The organism is [Mannheimia] succiniciproducens MBEL55E (assembly GCF_000007745.1).
Classification (GTDB): domain Bacteria; phylum Pseudomonadota; class Gammaproteobacteria; order Enterobacterales; family Pasteurellaceae; genus Basfia; species Basfia succiniciproducens.
In genome coordinates, this window is the sequence record NC_006300.1 from 20,352 (window position 1) to 38,379 (window position 18,028).

Consider the following 18,028-nt stretch of genomic DNA (forward strand, 5'->3'; position numbering starts at 1 on the left):
GTCATTTTTTTCGAAATTTTATTCGCTCAGCGCCGCATCAATTACGGCGAAGACTTCCGCTTCGGTGTTACAGTCTAAGAATTTTTGAATATTCACACCGGTTTCGCTGTCTTCATCTTCCAGTATTTGGGTAATTTCCATTAAACCTTCCATATGTTTGTCGGAATCGCTGCCCGCCAGAGCTACCATCATTCGGATGGGGTCATCTTCTCCCTCAAAATGAATCGGCGTATCGAAAGTTACTAATGAAAAGGCGGTTCTGATTACGCCGTCTTCCGGTCTGGCGTGAGGCATTGCCAGACCCGGGGCTAAAATAATATAAGGCCCCATTTCTTTGATACATTCGACGATTCTGTCGTAATAACGGGCTTCTACCGCGCCGGATTTAACCAATAAATCAATGGCGATTTTGATTGCTTCTTGCCAGTTTGCCGCCTTTTGGTGCAATTTAATGGAATTATTATCAATAAGAGATTGTTTAAGCATATTATTTCTCCACCATAATTAAGTTGAATATTGCTGTCTTCGGGTGAATTAGTTTTGATATTTTTTTATCAGCGCTAATAACTCGTCGCCGAAGGAATTCGGATTTAACATATTTTGAACGCCCAATACGGAAATTTTGTCGTTTGCCGAGATTTCGTCGGCAAGGTGTTTTGAGCAGACAATAATGTCGGTGCTGTCCAGTTTACCCTTATGATCGGTAACGGCGCAGGAATCCATGATATTCGGGATGCCTCGTTTATCGAGATAACCTTTGATTTTCATTTTCATCATCATTGAAGAACCTTGCCCGGAGCCGCATACCGCTAAAATTCGTACGGGTTTGACCGCACTTTGCGTTACGGTTTCGTTATCGGATTGTTCAACCGTTTCTGCTTCAGGTTCGTCAATATCATCTAAACCGTAACCGTCCATTTGTTCGAGCGTTTTACCTGCCGCCGCTGCCGCCGCTTCATCGGCACGTAATTTTTTGGAGGCAAAATACATATAGACCATTGCAAGGGCGAGAATGATGAAGAAGAAGCCCGGAATACTCACGATACCCTGTAAAACCGGCGGGAAGAATAACGCCCAGTCAGCCATGCCCATCCAGCCGTTAAAGGTTGTACCCTGGCTTGCAAGTAATTGAATAACCCAGGCGGAACCGAGCACTTCAATAATCCCCATGACGAAGCAGATCTTCATTACCGCTTTCCAACCGCCGAATTGATTTGAGAACACGCCGATAGTCGCGTTAGAGAAGAACATCGGAATAAAGCCGGGGATAATTAAGACGGGTGCGCCGACCATAAGTAAGACGCCGACGGCAAAGAATTGACCGATTGCACCCCACATAAAACCGAATACCATTGCATTTGGCGAGAAGGCATAAATTGCGGCACAGTCGATAGCTAATACCGAATTAGGAATAACGCGTTCCGAAATACCTTTGAACGCTTCGGATAATTCCGCGACGAACATACGTACGCCGGTTACGATAACTTGAATGGCAACGGCAAATTTTAAGCCGGTTTCGAGAATATACATAAACCAGTGGGTTTTGCCCGCCATGGTTTGCAGGTTATCAAGACCGAAAGAAAGCAGAATAATGCCGAAGAATACGGTCATAACAAGTGCGGTGGCGGAGATACTGTCATGGAAAATATGCAGCCATTTAGGCAATTTCATGTTATCTACGCTGTCGTTGCGATCACCTAATTTAGGCGCTAATTTGGTAGCCACCCAAGAGGCGATTTGTTGTTGGTGACCGATAGAAAAACCCGCCCCGCCGGTGACGGCTTGGGTTGGCTTGTACATTATATTGGACGAAATACCCCAATATAATGCCATTAAAACGGCGGTGTAGATAACGGTTTCCCACATGGAAGCGCCGATAATCATATAAAATACGGCGACCAGACCCGCTTGCTGGAACATGATATGCCCGGTTAACATAATGGTGCGGATACCGGTAATTCGTCTGCATACAACCAGTAAAATATTTAACGCCAGTGCAAGCAATACGGCATAACCCACCCAGCCGTAATTTTCACCCATGGTTTCGATGGTGGACTGCATACTGGTATAAGGGTCGATAACCGCACCTGCTAAATGATGAAATTCCGATAATTTTTCAATAATCGGTTTAAAACTTGTCGTTAATACGCCGGAACCGACTTGAACCATCATAAAACCGACAATGGTTTTAATGGTCCCTTTAATGATTGTGGTGGTATCTTTTTTTAATAGGATATAACCGAAACAGGCGACTATCCCAAGTAAGAAAGGCGCTTTTGAGAGGACTTGGGCATTAAAGCCAAGAAATAGATTATATAAAGTCTCCATGTAAACCTCTTTATTTTTCAATATTCTTATGGGATGCTCTCTGCTAACTTTAGAATAAATAATTCAAAACTCAGTCTAAACATCTACCACTAGGGATAATAGCACCATAACGACAAGTAAAAAGATTAAATTTGATTATTTGTGAGCTTTATCACAATTTATTTTAATCAAAACTAACCACGCTTATCTTTTTTTGCTTATTTTTTATATGAATTTCCATCATAATATTCTAAATAATCAAATTTATATTTGAGATCTCCATCACAAAAAGTATAAAAATATGTTTATTTTTTATTTGTGATTATTTATGATTGTTTTAGATTTTTTATTGTGCCGATTTTTAAAGGATAAGGAGCAAAATATGAGCAAAGTAAGTGAAATTACCAGAGAAAGCTGGATTCTTTCGACATTTCCGGAGTGGGGAACATGGTTGAATGAAGAAATCGAACTGGAACAAGTGCCGGCAAACAATTTTGCCATGTGGTGGTTAGGTTGTGTCGGTTTATGGGTTAAAACCCCGCAAAGCGCGAATATCTGTATTGACTTATGGTGCGGCAGAGGTAAAGCGACCAAACAGGTTAAAGATATGGTGCGTGGCCATCAAATGGCGAATATGGCGGGTGTGCGTAAACTTCAGCCGAATCTGCGTAATTCTGTGGGTGTATTGGATCCTTTTGCGATTAATGAAGTGGATGCGATTGTTGCAACCCATTATCATAACGATCATATTGATGTAAACGTTGCTGCGGCGGTGGTGAATAATCCTAAACTTGATCATGTTAAATTTATCGGGCCGCAATATTGTGTCGATATGTGGACCAAATGGGGCGTACCGGCTGAACGTTGCGTAGTAGTAAAACCGGGCGATACGGTTAAAATCAAAGACTTGGAACTTGTAGCCCTTGATTCTTTTGACCGCACTTGTCTGGTCACATTGCCTGCACGGGGTGCGGAAGACAACGGCGGCGAACTTAACGGCATCTGCCCGAGCGACGAAGAAATGGGGCTGAAAGCGGTTAACTACCTGATTAAAACCCCGGGCGGTAATATTTATCATTCCGGCGATTCCCATTATTCAATTTACTATGCAAAACACGGTAAAGATTACGATATTGATGTCGCGTTAGGCAGCTATGGTGAAAATCCGTTAGGTATTCAGGATAAAATGACTTCAATTGATATTCTTCGTATGGCAGAATGTTTAAGAGCCAAAGTGGTTATTCCGGTTCATCATGATATTTGGACTAACTTTATGGCAAGCACAAATGAAATTCTTGAGCTTTATCGCATGCGTAAAGATCGTTTACAATATCAGTTCCATCCGTTTATTTGGGAAGTCGGCGGTAAATATGTCTATCCGCGTGATAAGGATTTAATCGAATATCATCATCCTCGCGGGTTTGATGATTGTTTTGAACAAGAACCAAACGTTCCGTTTAAATCAATTTTATAAAACGCATAACTACCGCACTAATAAAAAGTGCGGTAGTTTTATGTTCATTTTTATATATTTGAGTTAATCATAGTTGGTTCGGAGTAATATAATGAATGAACAAATCAGACACAATAAGTTATTGACTCTGTTAGGAGAAAATGGATTCCTTTCCGTGCAGGAAATCATGACTGCACTTAATATCTCACCGGCAACGGCACGTCGGGATATCACCAAATTGAATGAGCAAGGCCGCCTGAAAAAATTAAGAAACGGCGCAGAGGCGGTTATTCAATCTACCTTTCAACCGCAAAAAAAACAAAATGAAATAAAGAACTTAGATGAAAAACAACGCATTGCGGCACTTGCTGCAAGCCTGTGTCAGAATGACAGTAGCGCTATTTTAACTTGTGGTTCTACAATGCTTTTGCTGGGCAATGCGTTGTGCAATCGTAACGTTCAAATTATCACCAATTATCTTCCGTTGGCAAATCAGCTTATTGAAAACGATCACGAACGGGTTGTTATTATGGGCGGGCAATATAATAAAAGCCAGGCGATTACGCTTTCGTTAAGCGAGCACAATGAAGCTTTTGCCGCCGATATTATGTTTACCAGCGGAAAAGGGCTTACCGCACAAGGTTTATATAAAACCGATATGGTTATCGCTTCTTCAGAACAGCGGCTGCTGAAACGAGCGCAAAAACTGATTGTGTTAGTGGATAGTAGCAAGTTGGACAAAACGGTGGGAATGCTGTTTACCGAATTAAAAAATATTGACCTTATTATTACCGGGCAGGAAGCGGATCCGGATTTTATTCGTACGCTCCGAGAAAAAGGCGTCGATGTGATGTTGGCGTAGTGCCTGATTGTTGAAAAGATAGTTATAAAGGGCGATTTTCAGAAATTCTACCGATAAAAAACCTCCGGCATTGAACCGGAGGTTTTTATTTGGAATGTTCCATAAAATTTCCTAAAAACTGACCGCACTTTTTAATTTTTTGAGTGCATTGGTTTCCAGTTGACGGACGCGTTCTGCGGAGATGTTATATTTTGCCGCGAGTTCGTGCAACGTAGCTTTGGTATCATCTAACCAACGAGCCTGAATAATATCTTTGCTGCGTTCGTCTAAGTTTTCCATCGCATTGCTGAGCTGATCAATGGCTTGCGTTTCAAAATTTTCGCTTTCAAGTTCCGCCGCAAAGTTGGAGCTTTTATCTTCAAGATACATTGAAGGCGCAAAAGTTTCTTCTTCGCTGTCATCCGTCGGCAAATCAAAGCCGACATCGGCGCCTGTCATGCGGCTTTCCATTTCAATCACGTCTTCTTTGGTTACGCCTAATTCATTAGCGACTAAATCCAGTTCATTATCGCTGAACCAGCCTAAACGTTGTTTGGTTTTGCGCAGATTGAAAAATAATTTACGTTGTGCTTTGGTAGTAGCAACTTTAACGATACGCCAGTTGCGGAGCACATATTCATGAATTTCAGCCTTAATCCAATGTACGGCGAAGGAAACCAGACGTACGCCGACTTCCGGATTAAAACGTTTAACCGCTTTCATTAAACCGATATTGCCTTCCTGGATTAAATCAGCTTGCGGAAGCCCGTAGCCGGAATAACCGCGCGCTACGTGAATAACAAAACGAAGATGAGACAAAATTAGTTTTTTTGCCGCCTCTAAATCTTCTTGATAATACAAACGTTCCGCCAATTCCTTTTCTTCCTCTGCGCTAAGCATAGGATATTCGTTCGCGGCACGAATGTACGCTTCGATACTGCCTTGCGGAACTAACATCATAGTTTGTGTTTCTTTAGTCATTGTCTTCCTTCTTAGTAAACAATAGGTTTACCGATTAATTATTGCATAAATCGAAAGAAGATCAACTCCTTTCAATTTTATGTTAAATAAGACCGCACTTTACCAAATAAAGTTCAATAAATCTGATTGTTTTACTCAGTTTTTTATTAAAAATTTTTCTTTTCTTATTAAGCTTAAGGTACCCAAAGTTAATAACGTAATGCAACATGAGGCGAAACCGAACATGGCTAAACCGAGTAATTCAAGATACGGGCTTGAACTGCTATGAGCGGTATGCAAGCCGACTCCCGCCATGGAGGCTAAACCGAATGAAAATGCCCAAAACGGCATGGTAAAACCTTTTGTAGCAATCCAGGGCATTAGGCGCAGTAAGAAAAATAATTGCAATAATCCGTAACCGACTAATCCTTTCGCCAATAAATCGATTTCGCCGTCGTTAATCGCCAAATAAGCCGAACAGCAAACAAAAGCGGGTGCCAGTTGAATACCGATAATCGGGCGAATATTTTCGGGCAAAGCGGTTAAATTGCGTAATCGTTGCTGTACGGCGGGTTCAAGAAAGAACCAGGCAAGCATACCGCCGCCTAAAAACAATGCGCCGATTTCACTATAACCTAATGAACCTAACGCATTAGCGCTGACAAAATTAGTGGCGACGGTTGGAAGATACAAAACCGGTGTGGCGGCTTCCTGAGGATGACCACTGCGCCATAATCCCGCCGAACGAAACATAGCAAAACCAAGTTGCCCGATAATGCCGGACGCGGTTAATACAACCGCCGTTTCGCGGCTGTAAGGCAATGCGCCCATGGCAACCAGAATCGTAGTAATAGGAATTAAGCTGACAAAACAACCGAGAATCGGGTGATATAATTCCGCTTTCGCCTGTTCGGGATAAGCTTTCCATTTGTAAATATAAATAACGATTAAGGCAAGCCAGATTGCCGTTGCGACTGTTAGAACGCTCTCCCCGATGATCGCAGGTAAAGGCAGAATTATAGCGGCATAACGCCAGGCAAGCCCAAGCCCCGCCAATCCTAATACCATGCTGAAATAGTTAACGGGAATCGGAAACGGTTTTGTATCGGACATTATTTTTCAATGGGTTGTAATTTATAAGTCAGATCGTTATTAATTACGTCAAACAACAAATCAATATTCGGATGTTTATTCGGATTTTGTTTTGCATCCGCACTATGTTCGGCAAAAATCTCCACGCCTTTTTGTGCGGAAGTGCGGTCTAATTTTCCGTTAAATTGTGCGGCAAGCGCATTATAAACGCGCAATGAGCCTAATTTACCCGCTACTGCCGGAATGTGATGAATTACCTCGTTATCTTTGATTACATCCAAGCCCGATAAGCGGTCGATGGCGGGTAATGCGTCTAAATTGGTTTTGAAATCCATAAATACCTCAAAAATTAACTGATTGCCTGTTCTGCGTTCACTTCGCCCAGCTCGCCGATAAAGCGAACTTCAGGTGATAAATAAACATCGAATTTTGCCGCTACAGACTGGCGTACATGATGGGCTAATTCTACGATGTCGGAGGCGGTGGCGTCGCCTTTATTCACCAGTACCAATGCCTGATTCTGATGGACCGCCGCACCACCGATTTGATAGCCTTTTAATTGGCATTGATCGATGAGCCAGCCTGCCGCAAGTTTCACCGAGCCGTCATCCTGCGGGAAATTCGGTATATTCGGGTATTCTTGTTGCAGTAAGGCGAAATGCCCGGCGCTAATCACCGGATTTTTAAAGAAACTGCCCGCATTGCCGAATTCTTTTGGATCCGGCAGTTTAGCTCGGCGAACGGCGCAAACTTCGTCGAAAATTTGCTGAAAACCGACCGCACTTTTATCGAAATTGGCAAGCGTGCCGTACTTTAATACCGGTTGCCATGCTTTGGCTAATTTTAATCCAACCGCAGTTACAATAAAACCTTGCGCGTATTTGTGTTTGAATACGCTTTCGCGATAACCGAATTCGCATTCCGCATTGGTCAGGCGGAATTGCTTGCCCTGATTTAAATCCAAAACATCCACATAATCGCACACATCTTTAAATTCAACGCCGTAAGCGCCGATATTTTGTACCGGAGCGGAGCCGGCGCAGCCCGGAATGAGCGCAAGATTTTCTAAACCGCCGATACTCTGAGATAACGACCATTCCACCAAGTTGTGCCAGTTTTCGCCGCTGTTTACATGTAAATAATGAAATTGCTCATCTTCATTGTGTTCAATACCCATTAAACGGTTGATTAATACCGTGCCGGCAAAATCTTTTAAAAATAACACATTGCTGCCTTGTCCTAAGAACAAAACGGGCTGATTTTCTTGTCGGCAACCATCCCAAACCTGTTGTAGTTGTTCAAGTGCGGTAATTTCGACGATATTTTTTGCCTGAGCGGGAACGGCGAAGGTATGAAAGGGTTTTAAACTTTGCATAAATTATCCTTATGATTATTTTGCGGTTAGTTTAGCTTTTGTTATGTGTTTGAGCAAATTTATGAAAAAAATACCGCACTTTTATGCGGTATTTTATTTGATGATATAAAATTAATGAAAGTAGGCGGCGACTTCAACGAAGAATTTTAATAAAGAGGCGTTTAATAAATCAATAAAGAACGCGCCGACCATAGGTACGATTAAGAACGCTTTATGAGAATGACCGAAATGGGCGGTGACCGCCTGCATATTAGCAACGGCGGTTGGTGTCGCGCCTAAACCGAATCCGCAGTGACCGGCACTTAACACTACCGCATCATAGTCCGAGCCCATTACTCTGTAAGTCACTAAAATAGCAAAGGTCGCCATTACCACCACTTGAAGCGTTAAAATCACAAATACCGGTAATGCCAAGCCCGCCAGTTCCCATAATTTTAACGACATTAAAGCAATGGCTAAGAAAATAGATAAACCGACCGTACCCAATACGTCGATAGTTTGATCCGGCGCGGTGAATTTAAAGACTAAGGTTAAGGTATTACGCAAAATTACGCCGGTAAACAAACACCATACGAAAGTCGGTAATTGGAATGCGGTGCCTTTTGCCAATTCGTCAAGAAATTGCCCCACCAGCAAACAAACCGCCATCATGCTGATGGTTTCGATAATAGCGCGGGAATTTACTTTACGGCGATAAACCGGTTTTTCAAATACTTCTTGTACGTCGTCAACGTTTTCATCTTCCGGCACCTCTTCTTTATGTAAGCGGGTTAACAAAAATCTTGCCACCGGGCCGCCGATAATACCGCCGAATACCAAACCGAAAGTGGCGCACGCCATAGCTAATTCCATCGCGCCCGAAATGCCGAAATCATTGGTTAAGGTTTCCGCCCAAGCCGCGCCCGTACCATGACCGCCGGTTAAGGTTACCGAACCGGCAATCAAACCGTAAGCCGGGTCTAAACCTAATGCCATTGAACCGAAAATTCCCACGGTATCCTGAATGGCGATTAACATTGCCGCCACTACTAAGAACATCACTAAGGGTTTGCCGCCTTTGATTAAGCGGGCAAAGTTTGCGCTTAGTCCGATTGAACTGAAGAATACCAACATCATAGTACGCTGTAAGTTGCTGTCAAAACTAAAACTTAATCCCCAGATTTCATGCACGACGGTTAAAACAATTGCAACAATAAAGCCGCCGACAACAGGTTCGGGAATATTAAAATTACTTAACAATTTAACGCGTTTAACTAAGAAATAACCCAATAATAAAACCAAACAAGCGAGCGCTAACGTCTCGTAAGTATCAAAAGTCATAATTATCCTCTAGGCTGAAAAATGCAAAAAAACATCAAATCGAGAGAGAAAATTTGCATTCTTTTTATTTAATTAATAGCTGATTTGATGTAATGAAAGTCCGATAATTTATCAGAAAAGCGGTTTTTTCGCCAGGGAAACCCGCTTTTTATGAAAGGAAAACGTTTGTGGGGCAGTTCAATTCAGGCGGTTATACCTTTAACCAAAATGTTACCGGTCCGTCATTTGTGAGGCTTACTTGCATATTTTCCGCAAATTTACCCGTTTCAACCCGCACTTTTTCTCCGCATTTTTGTACAAAATATTGATAAAGTTCATTCGCCAGTTGCGGCGGTGCACCTTTGGAGAAGCTAGGGCGCAAACCCCGCCCCGTATCGGCGGCTAAAGTAAATTGCGACACCACCAATAATTCTCCGTCGGTTTGTTGTACATTCAAATTCATTTTGTCGTTTTTATCGCCGAAAATGCGATAATTCAGTACTTTTTCGGCAAGTTTATCGGCTTTTTCCTTTGAGTCTTCTTTTTCGACGCCAAGTAAAACCAATAGCCCGCCACCAATTTGACCGACGGTTTGTCCGTTTACGTCCACTTTCGCTTGGCTGACGCGTTGGATCAATGCAATCATTCTGTTTTTTCCTTAATAGCGGTTAAATTCAGATCACCTGATTTTATCAGGCGCATATCTCCTAAAACGGCGGTAAGTTGCGCCCCTAACAGGATAAAAAGCCAGCTTAATTGAATCCATAATAAGGTAATTGGCAAGGTCGCCATAGCGCCGTAAATTAACTGGTAAGAAGGGAAAGTCGCCATATACCAGGCAAAGGCTTTTTTACCCAGAGTAAAAAAGATAGCGGCGACTAATGCGCCGACAGCGGCATAGCGGAAATTCACTTTTGTATTCGGTACCAAAGTGTAAATCAGACTGAAACTCAGCCATGTCAGTAAAAACGGCACAAAACTTAATAATTTTAAGCCGAAAGGCAGCCCTAAATCACCTTCAAAAGCGATAATAGAACGGATATAGGTATTGATGGCAAAGCTCATGCCGATAAAAATCGGACCGAGGGTAAGCAGCGTCCAATAAATGGTCATGGAAAAAATAAAATTACGGTTTTTACTGTTCCAAATATCGTTAATTGTTCTGTCTATTTGATTTATAAGTAAAAGTGCCACGGCGATTAAACTGATAATACCCACCGCACTCATGCTTTTTGAGTTAACGACAAATTCATCAATATATTGCCCGACAGTGTCGCCGGCAGAGGGTGAGAAATTATCAAAAATAAAGGTTTTTAATTCCGCAGCCGCCTCATTGAACATCGGGAATGCGGAAAAAATAGCGAAGACCACCATCACCAAGGGAACAATGGCAAGCATTGTGCTGTAAGTCAGCGCGCCTGCCGCCTGGGTGAGTTTGTTCTGTTGGAAGCGGCAATAGAAAACGGCAAATAATAATTTTAGTTGTGTCATAACAACCCTCCGCAACAGGCTTTAAATTTCTTTCCCGAACCGCAAACACAAGGCTGTTTATTGTTTGGCAGCGGCACGGTCGGATCAACAAAATACCAACGTCCGTTAATTTGCACAAATAAAGAACGCTCGTTATGTACTTGCTTACCTTCATCCGTGGCAAAAAAAGCGTTAAATTCTACCGCACTATGAATTTTTGACAGTTTTTCCCTATGGGAAACAATCTCCAGCCCAATCCAATTTGTGGTTTTCGCCCATTGTTGCAATATAGTCCGATCTAAAAGCTGCTGCTGGCTCGGCACGGTTGTTTCCACTATGTAATCAATCAGTTGTAACACATAGGCGCAATAACGGGAGCGCATAAGCTGTTCGGCGTTCGCCGGCAGGGTCTGACGGGTATGCAAAGGCGCACAGCAATCCGTATATTGTTTGCCGGATTGACAAAGACAGGGTTGTGTTAAAAGTGCGGTCGGTTTTTCCAATTTTTTTGTTCCTTAATATTTTGTTTAAGAATAACATAAATTATTGTATTTTTTGACCGCACTTTGATTTTTCCTTATTATGCTTAACTATAAACCTCTAACGGAAAAAAGCGGATTTTTCTGCATTCTAAGGACTCTTATGACCCAATATATCATTGCTCAAACAAATAAAGGCGTTCAATTAGGCATTACGGCTAAAATGGCAAACCGCCACGGTTTAATCGCAGGTGCGACGGGAACCGGTAAAACCGTGACATTACGTAAACTTGCCGAAGCTTTCAGTGATGACGGCGTGCCCGTTTTTTTAGTTGATGTAAAAGGTGATCTTTCCGGGCTTACGGTGAAAGGCACTCTGCAAGGCAAAATCGCCGAACGCGTCGAACAGTTTAATTTAGGCGGCGAGAACTATTTGAGCGGTTATCCCGTTTCATTTTGGGATGTGTTCGGCGAAACGGGCATTCCGCTTCGAACCACTATTTCGGAAATGGGGCCGATGTTGCTTTCTCGTTTATTAAATTTAAACGCTACGCAGGAAGGATTACTCAATCTGGTTTTCCGTGTTGCCGATGATAAAGGACTGTTGCTTATCGATCTGAAAGATTTGCGCGCCATGCTGAAATTTGTGGCGGAAAATGCAAAAGAATTTCAGGTGGAATACGGCAACGTATCGGCGGCAAGTGTGGGCGCCGTTCAACGAGCGTTATTAACGCTGGAAAACGAAGGTGCGACAAATTTATTCGGAGAGCCCGCACTGAATCTTGAAGATTGGCTGCAAACCCGGGACGGGCGAGGGGTAATTAATATTTTAAATTCAGAAAAACTAATTAATTCGCCGCGTATGTATAGCGCATTTTTATTGTGGTTAATGGCGGAATTATTCGAGCGGTTGCCTGAAGTGGGCGATCCTGAAAAACCGAAATTCGTCATGTTTTTTGACGAAGCGCATCTTTTATTTGACGGTGTGCCTTCCGCGTTGGTAGATAAAGTCGAGCAGGTTGTGCGTTTGATTCGTTCAAAAGGCGTAGGGATTTATTTTGTCACTCAAAACCCGCTGGATTTGCCTGATACGGTGTTAGGTCAGCTTGGCAATCGGGTACAGCACGCATTACGCGCCTTTACTCCTAGAGATCAAAAAGCCGTAAAATCTGCTGCGGAAACATTTCGTGCCAATCCGCAGGTGGATGTGGTTGAGACCATTTCAACACTCGGGGTAGGGCAGGCGTTGGTTTCGTTTTTAGATGAAAAAGGTATGCCGACACCGGTGGAAATCGTAGGGATTTTCCCGCCGAAAAGCCAATTAACGCCATTGACGAATGAACAGCGTACGGATTGGGTGAAAGACGATGAGCTTTATCCTCATTATCGCGATTTAGTGGATAATGAGTCCGCTTATGAAATATTGAACGACCAATCGGTTCAGGCTCAAGTACAACAACAGGTGCAGGATGAAGAAAATAGCGACTTTTTCAGCGGCATGATTTCTTCTATTTTCGGTACGAAAAAGAAAAGCCGGCAAACTGTTGCCGAACAAATGGTAAGTTCCGTCGCGCATCAAGTAGGACGGAACTTACGCAACCAGGTTACCAAGCAGATTCTGCGTGGGATTCTGGGCGCCATTACGAAGAAATAAAAAATAGGCAGACCGCCCGGTTGTGAAACAATGCCTTTCGTTAATGAAAGGCATTGTTCTACGGGATAATCCGATTAAGGTTTAATGTCTCGTAAAATCGGGTTTTGCATCGAAATCAAGGTTTCAGTGGATTGAATTTCTTCAATCAATTGAATTTTTGTTGCCAATACGGAATGCAATTCGGCAATAGTATGGGTCATTACTTTAATAAAAATAGAGTAGTTGCCAGTCGTATAATAAGCCTCAACCACTTCATCAAAACCTTCAAGCTGTTTTATGACTTTGTCATAATCTTTCGCGCTTTTTAAGATAATGCCGATAAAACAACATACGTCATAACCCAGTTTACGTTCGTCAATTCGTACTTTTGTTCCTTCAATAATGCCGGATTGACGCATTTTTTCTACACGCACATGGATTGTTCCCGGGCTAACGCCGAAATTCTTTGCCATTTCTGCATAGGGAGTTCTTGCATCCTTGGTAAGAACTCGGAGAATTTGCTGATCTAAGCTATCAATTGCGTACATAATTTTATCCTGTTTTAGATTTTATTTAAATAAATTAGTAATTATTTGCGATTTGTTTGTATTATAACGAATATTTAATTAAAAGTATTGAATTTTATGCTTTTTATGTTGAATAATATGCAACAAGCGTAGACAGGGCGCATAACAGATTAAAAAATATATAAAAAAGGTTTACTCGATGAAAAAATCATTCATTTTACAGCAGCAAGAAATTAGCTTTACAAAGAATACGTTTACGGAAAAATTAGCCGAACATTTAGGTTTGGTTGAAGTTCAAGGTCCTATCCTAAGTCAAGTTGGTAATGGTATTCAAGATAATCTTTCGGGAACGGAGAAAGCTGTTCAAGTAAATGTGAAGATGATCACAGATGCGGCTTTTGAAGTCGTGCACTCTTTAGCAAAATGGAAACGTCACACCTTGGCTCGTTTTGGTTTCGCGGAAGGCGAAGGGTTATTCGTACATATGAAAGCGCTACGTCCGGATGAAGATAGTCTGGATCAAACGCATTCCGTTTATGTGGATCAATGGGACTGGGAAAAAGTGATCCCTGAAGGTCGCCGCAATTTGGATTATTTAAAAGAAACCGTGCGTGAAATTTATGCGGCGATTTTAGAAACGGAAGCGGCGGTAGATAAAAAATACGGTTTGAAATCATTTTTACCAAAAGAAATTACTTTTATTCATTCCGAAGATTTAGTTAAAGATTATCCGGGTATGACGGATAAAGAACGTGAAAACGAACTTTGTAAAAAATACGGTGCGGTTTTTTTAATCGGTATCGGCGGAGTATTGCCTGACGGCAAACCTCATGACGGTCGCGCGCCGGATTATGATGACTGGACAACCACATCGGAAGGCGAATATAAAGGATTGAACGGCGATATTTTAGTTTGGAACCCGATTCTAAACCGCGCTTTTGAGGTTTCTTCCATGGGTATTCGCGTGGATGAAACAGCGTTACGCAAACAGCTTTCAATTACCGGTGATGAAGATCGCTTAAAATTCGATTGGCATCAGGATTTAATTAACGGCCGTATGCCGCTTTCAATCGGTGGCGGCATCGGTCAGTCTCGTTTAGCAATGTTATTATTACAAAAACGCCATATCGGCGAAGTACAGTCAAGCGTATGGCCGAAAGCGGTTATGGAACAATACGAAAATATTCTTTAAACCATTACGGAACCTCCTGATTAAAGCGTCTGAAAAGGCGCTTTAATTTTTTTATACAATTTTAAGTACAGCCGGTTGTTATTGAAGCCAATGTTCAAAAATAATCATTTTATGACCGCACTTTTAATCCGGCAAAGAAAACGTCCTCAAACGAGGACGTTTTTATTATAAACTGATCAATAGTTCAAAATACTCTGCCAATGTTCTTGGCAAGAGAGAACAAATCCTTTATTCGGATTGTGAATAATTTTTAGAAACTAGTTAATCATCGCACTAACATATTTCAGCATTACACCGGCGGCGATAGCCGAACCGATTACACCCGCCACATTCGGACCCATTGCATGCATTAACAGGAAGTTTTGATTATCCGCTTCCAGTCCCACTTTATTCGATACGCGCGCTGCCATCGGTACGGCAGAAACCCCGGCTGAACCGATAAGCGGATTAATTTTGTTTTTGCTGAACTTGTTCATCAATTTCGCCATTAACACACCGCTGCCGGTACCTATGCAGAAGGCTATAACGCCCAGGATTAAAATCCCTAAAGTTTGCGGTTGCAGGAATTTGTCTGCAATTAGTTTAGAACCTACGGATAAACCCAGAATAATAGTGACGATATTAATTAACGCATTTTGTGTGGTGTCGCTTAAACGGTCAACCACGCCGCTGACTTTCATCAAGTTACCAAAGCAGAACATACCGAGTAACGGCGCCGCATCCGGAAGTAACAGAGCGACTAAAAGCAATAACACGATCGGGAAAATAATTTTCTCACGGTTGCTTACCGTACGTAATTGAACCATGCGGATTTTACGTTCCTGTTCTGTAGTTAAGGCTTTCATAATCGGCGGTTGGATTAACGGCACTAACGCCATGTAGGAATAAGCCGCTACCGCAATAGCGCCTAATAATTCCGGTGCTAAGCGGCTAGTTAGGTAAATGGCTGTAGGACCGTCAGCACCGCCGATAATACCGATTGATGCCGCTTGAGCTAAGTTGAAGCTGATTAACCCGAAATAGTTTAAGGTGAGCGCTCCCAATACGGTAGAGAAAATACCGAATTGTGCCGCCGCTCCTAATAACAAGGTTTTCGGGTTAGCAATTAACGGTCCGAAGTCAGTCATTGCGCCGACACCCATAAAAATGATGAGTGGCGCAACACCGTAACCAATAGCGACATTATAAAATAATGCCAATATACCTGCGCTATAGCCCATATCCACAGCCATTGCTTCAAGTTGTGCATGTTCGGAGGCGGAGATGCCGCTTACCGCCGCTTTTATGGCGGCAGGATCGGCAATCGCCCCCACTTTTGCCGCGATAGCGGCAATTTGGTCGGGAGAACCTAAGTGTAATAAATTATCTAAAGCGGTCATGGCAAGACCCGCTTCAGGAATATTAGACAGTAATCCGCCAAAACCGATAGGCAAGAGTAAAAGTGGCTCGAATTTACGTGCGATTGCAAGCCAGAGTAACAACAAACTGATGAGAATCATCACCGCTTGTCCCCACTCCATGTGCATAACGCCCGTACCTTTCAGCAAAGAAATAATGCTTTCCATACTACTTACCACCTTCTTAAGCTAAAGTCATTAATGTATCGCCTACTGCAACAGCATCACCTGCTTTGACTGCGATACCTTGTACCGTACCTGCTTGAGCCGCTTTAATTTCAGTTTCCATTTTCATTGCTTCAAGAATTAACAATACATCGCCTTCCGCCACTTTTTGACCTTCGGTAGCAACCACTTTCCAGATGTTACCCGCCATAGGCGCGGTGACCGGTGTGCCGCCTGATGCAGGTGCCGCAACCGGAGCCGCTTGCGGTGCAGGAACAGCGTTAGATGTTTGGGTCGGCGCAATATTAGTGATATCGCCGCCTTCGCTTACTTTCACCACAAAGGCTTTACCTTCAAGTTCGACGGTATAAACCGCCGCTCCGGATTGTGCTTTTGGCGCGACCGGAGCGGCAGCTTTAGCCGGAGCCTGTTCAGCGGTCGGAACCGGTTCGAATGCAGCCGGGTTGCCGCGATTTTCTAAGAATTTAAGGCCGATTTGCGGGAACAGAGCAACGATTAATACATCGTCAATTTCATTTTCAGCCAATTTAATGCCTTTTTCCGCCGCTTGTTGTTTTACTTCCGCCGCTAATTTATCCATTTCCGGTGCAATATGATTAGCCGGGCGGTCGGTAATCGGTTGATTACCTTCCAATACGCGGGCCTGTAATTCGGCATTAACCGGAGCCGGCGTGCGACCGTATTCGCCTTTGAGAATACCTGCGGTTTCTTTTGCGATAGTTTTGTAACGTTCGCCCATTAACACGTTGATAACGGATTGAGTACCCACGATTTGAGAGGTTGGCGTAACCAACGGAATATAACCGAGATCTTCACGAACACGTGGAATTTCTTGTAATACCGCATCTAACTTGTCCGCCGCATTTTGTTGTTTTAATTGGCTTTCAAGATTAGTCAGCATACCGCCCGGTACTTGAGCGACCAGAATACGGCTGTCGATACCGCGTAATTGACCTTCGAATTTGGCATATTTTTTACGCACGTCGCGGAAATATGCGGCAATTTTCTCAAGGCTAGGAATATCCAAACCTGAATCGTATTCGGTACCTTGCAATGTCGCTACTAAAGATTCGGTTGCCGGATGACCGTAAGTGCCGGACATAGAAGAAATAGAAGTATCAATACCGTCGGCACCCGCTTCAATGGCTTTTAATAATGCCATTTCCGCCATACCTGTCGTAGAGTGGCAATGTAAGTGGAGTTCAACATCATCGCCGAATTTGCCTTTAATCGCACCGACCAATTCGCCGGCCGCCATTGGATTTAAAATACCGGACATGTCTTTAATGACTAAGCTGTCAATACCTATCTCAAGCAATTGCTCGGTGACGTTTAACCACGTATCTAAAGTATGAACGGGGCTTGTTGTATAACTTAAGGTACCTTGTGCGTGACCACCTTGTTTTTTCACTGCGGTTAAGGCTTGTTGCATATTGCGGGGGTCATTTAAGGCGTCGAATACGCGGAATACGCTCATACCGTTTGCAACGCAACGTTCTACGAATTTATCCACTACGTCATCGGCATAATGACGATAACCTAGTAAGTTTTGACCGCGTAATAACATTTGCAGCGGAGTTTTCGGCATTGCTTTTTTCAACTCACGCAAACGTACCCAAGGATCTTCACCTAAGAAACGGATACAGGAGTCAAAAGTTGCGCCTCCCCAGGCTTCTAAAGACCAATAACCGATTTTATCAAGCTCGGCGGCAATCGGGAGCATATCATCAAGACGTAAGCGTGTTGCAAAAAGAGATTGGTGTGCATCACGAAGAACAACATCTGTAAATTTAATTTTTTTAGTCATAACAAAATCC

17 protein-coding genes are annotated in these 18,028 nt (G+C 42.9%); 4 read left to right on the forward strand and 13 right to left on the reverse strand.

What is annotated here, in order from left to right:
- Window positions 1–18: 18 nt before the first annotated feature.
- Both MS_RS00100 and MS_RS00105 read right to left on the reverse strand, forming a co-directional pair.
- Window positions 19–486 carry a PTS sugar transporter subunit IIA gene (locus tag MS_RS00100; RefSeq protein ID WP_011199205.1) on the reverse strand — a complete coding sequence of 156 codons (468 nt, stop codon included), beginning with the start codon at window positions 484–486 and terminating at the stop codon, window positions 19–21.
- A 48-nt stretch (window positions 487–534) separates the two neighbouring features.
- Entirely contained in the window at window positions 535–2,328 is a 1,794-nt protein-coding gene (locus MS_RS00105) for a PTS ascorbate-specific subunit IIBC (protein WP_011199206.1), read from the reverse strand.
- A 361-nt stretch (window positions 2,329–2,689) separates the two neighbouring features.
- Here MS_RS00105 and ulaG point away from each other — a divergent pair, with 361 nt between their 5' ends.
- Entirely contained in the window at window positions 2,690–3,781 is a 1,092-nt protein-coding gene (gene ulaG / locus MS_RS00110; protein WP_011199207.1) for an L-ascorbate 6-phosphate lactonase, read from the forward strand.
- Between the two features lie 91 nt (window positions 3,782–3,872).
- On the forward strand, window positions 3,873–4,622 hold the full coding sequence (gene ulaR / locus MS_RS00115) for an HTH-type transcriptional regulator UlaR (protein ID WP_041639420.1): 750 nt from the start codon (window positions 3,873–3,875) through the stop codon (window positions 4,620–4,622).
- 111 nt (window positions 4,623–4,733) lie between these two features.
- On the opposite strand, the gene rpoH is transcribed toward ulaR, so the two are convergent.
- The 8 genes from rpoH to MS_RS00155 form a co-directional block, all read right to left on the reverse strand.
- Complete coding sequence (rpoH, locus tag MS_RS00120) at window positions 4,734–5,582, reverse strand: RNA polymerase sigma factor RpoH (protein ID WP_011199209.1); 849 nt, start codon at window positions 5,580–5,582, stop codon at window positions 4,734–4,736.
- Between the two features lie 135 nt (window positions 5,583–5,717).
- Entirely contained in the window at window positions 5,718–6,674 is a 957-nt protein-coding gene (tehA, locus tag MS_RS00125; RefSeq protein WP_011199210.1) for a dicarboxylate transporter/tellurite-resistance protein TehA, read from the reverse strand.
- Window positions 6,674–6,988 (reverse strand): DUF2322 family protein, encoded by a 315-nt coding sequence (locus tag MS_RS00130; protein ID WP_011199211.1) that lies wholly within the window; start codon window positions 6,986–6,988, stop codon window positions 6,674–6,676. Before MS_RS00130 ends, tehA begins: the two co-directional genes overlap by 1 nt.
- Before the next feature lie 14 nt (window positions 6,989–7,002).
- Window positions 7,003–8,028 carry a UDP-N-acetylmuramate dehydrogenase gene (gene murB, locus MS_RS00135; protein WP_011199212.1) on the reverse strand — a complete coding sequence of 342 codons (1,026 nt, stop codon included), beginning with the start codon at window positions 8,026–8,028 and terminating at the stop codon, window positions 7,003–7,005.
- Window positions 8,029–8,139: 111 nt separating this feature from the next.
- The gene (gene gltS, locus MS_RS00140; protein ID WP_011199214.1) at window positions 8,140–9,348 is read right to left on the reverse strand and encodes a sodium/glutamate symporter; all 1,209 of its coding nucleotides are present in this window, start codon (window positions 9,346–9,348) and stop codon (window positions 8,140–8,142) included.
- Window positions 9,349–9,538: 190 nt separating this feature from the next.
- Complete coding sequence (gene dtd, locus MS_RS00145) at window positions 9,539–9,973, reverse strand: D-aminoacyl-tRNA deacylase (RefSeq protein WP_011199215.1); 435 nt, start codon at window positions 9,971–9,973, stop codon at window positions 9,539–9,541.
- Entirely contained in the window at window positions 9,970–10,818 is an 849-nt protein-coding gene (locus MS_RS00150; protein ID WP_041639421.1) for a virulence factor BrkB family protein, read from the reverse strand. Before MS_RS00150 ends, dtd begins: the two co-directional genes overlap by 4 nt.
- Window positions 10,815–11,300 (reverse strand): YchJ family protein, encoded by a 486-nt coding sequence (locus MS_RS00155; RefSeq protein WP_011199217.1) that lies wholly within the window; start codon window positions 11,298–11,300, stop codon window positions 10,815–10,817. Before MS_RS00155 ends, MS_RS00150 begins: the two co-directional genes overlap by 4 nt.
- A 139-nt stretch (window positions 11,301–11,439) precedes the next feature.
- Here MS_RS00155 and MS_RS00160 point away from each other — a divergent pair, with 139 nt between their 5' ends.
- Entirely contained in the window at window positions 11,440–12,930 is a 1,491-nt protein-coding gene (locus tag MS_RS00160) for a helicase HerA-like C-terminal domain-containing protein (RefSeq protein ID WP_041639422.1), read from the forward strand.
- A 74-nt stretch (window positions 12,931–13,004) separates the two neighbouring features.
- Here the strand turns inward: MS_RS00160 and asnC are convergent, their stop codons facing one another.
- Window positions 13,005–13,457, reverse strand: a complete 453-nt coding sequence (gene asnC / locus MS_RS00165) for a transcriptional regulator AsnC (protein WP_011199219.1) — start codon at window positions 13,455–13,457, stop codon at window positions 13,005–13,007.
- A gap of 178 nt (window positions 13,458–13,635) precedes the next feature.
- On the opposite strand from asnC, the gene asnA reads away from it, so the two are divergent.
- Window positions 13,636–14,628, forward strand: a complete 993-nt coding sequence (gene asnA, locus MS_RS00170) for an aspartate--ammonia ligase (protein WP_011199220.1) — start codon at window positions 13,636–13,638, stop codon at window positions 14,626–14,628.
- Between the two features lie 257 nt (window positions 14,629–14,885).
- Here the strand turns inward: asnA and MS_RS00175 are convergent, their stop codons facing one another.
- Both MS_RS00175 and oadA read right to left on the reverse strand, forming a co-directional pair.
- Window positions 14,886–16,193, reverse strand: a complete 1,308-nt coding sequence (locus MS_RS00175) for a sodium ion-translocating decarboxylase subunit beta (RefSeq protein WP_041639423.1) — start codon at window positions 16,191–16,193, stop codon at window positions 14,886–14,888.
- 16 nt (window positions 16,194–16,209) lie between these two features.
- Entirely contained in the window at window positions 16,210–18,018 is a 1,809-nt protein-coding gene (gene oadA / locus MS_RS00180; RefSeq protein WP_011199223.1) for a sodium-extruding oxaloacetate decarboxylase subunit alpha, read from the reverse strand.
- Window positions 18,019–18,028: the final 10 nt, after the last annotated feature.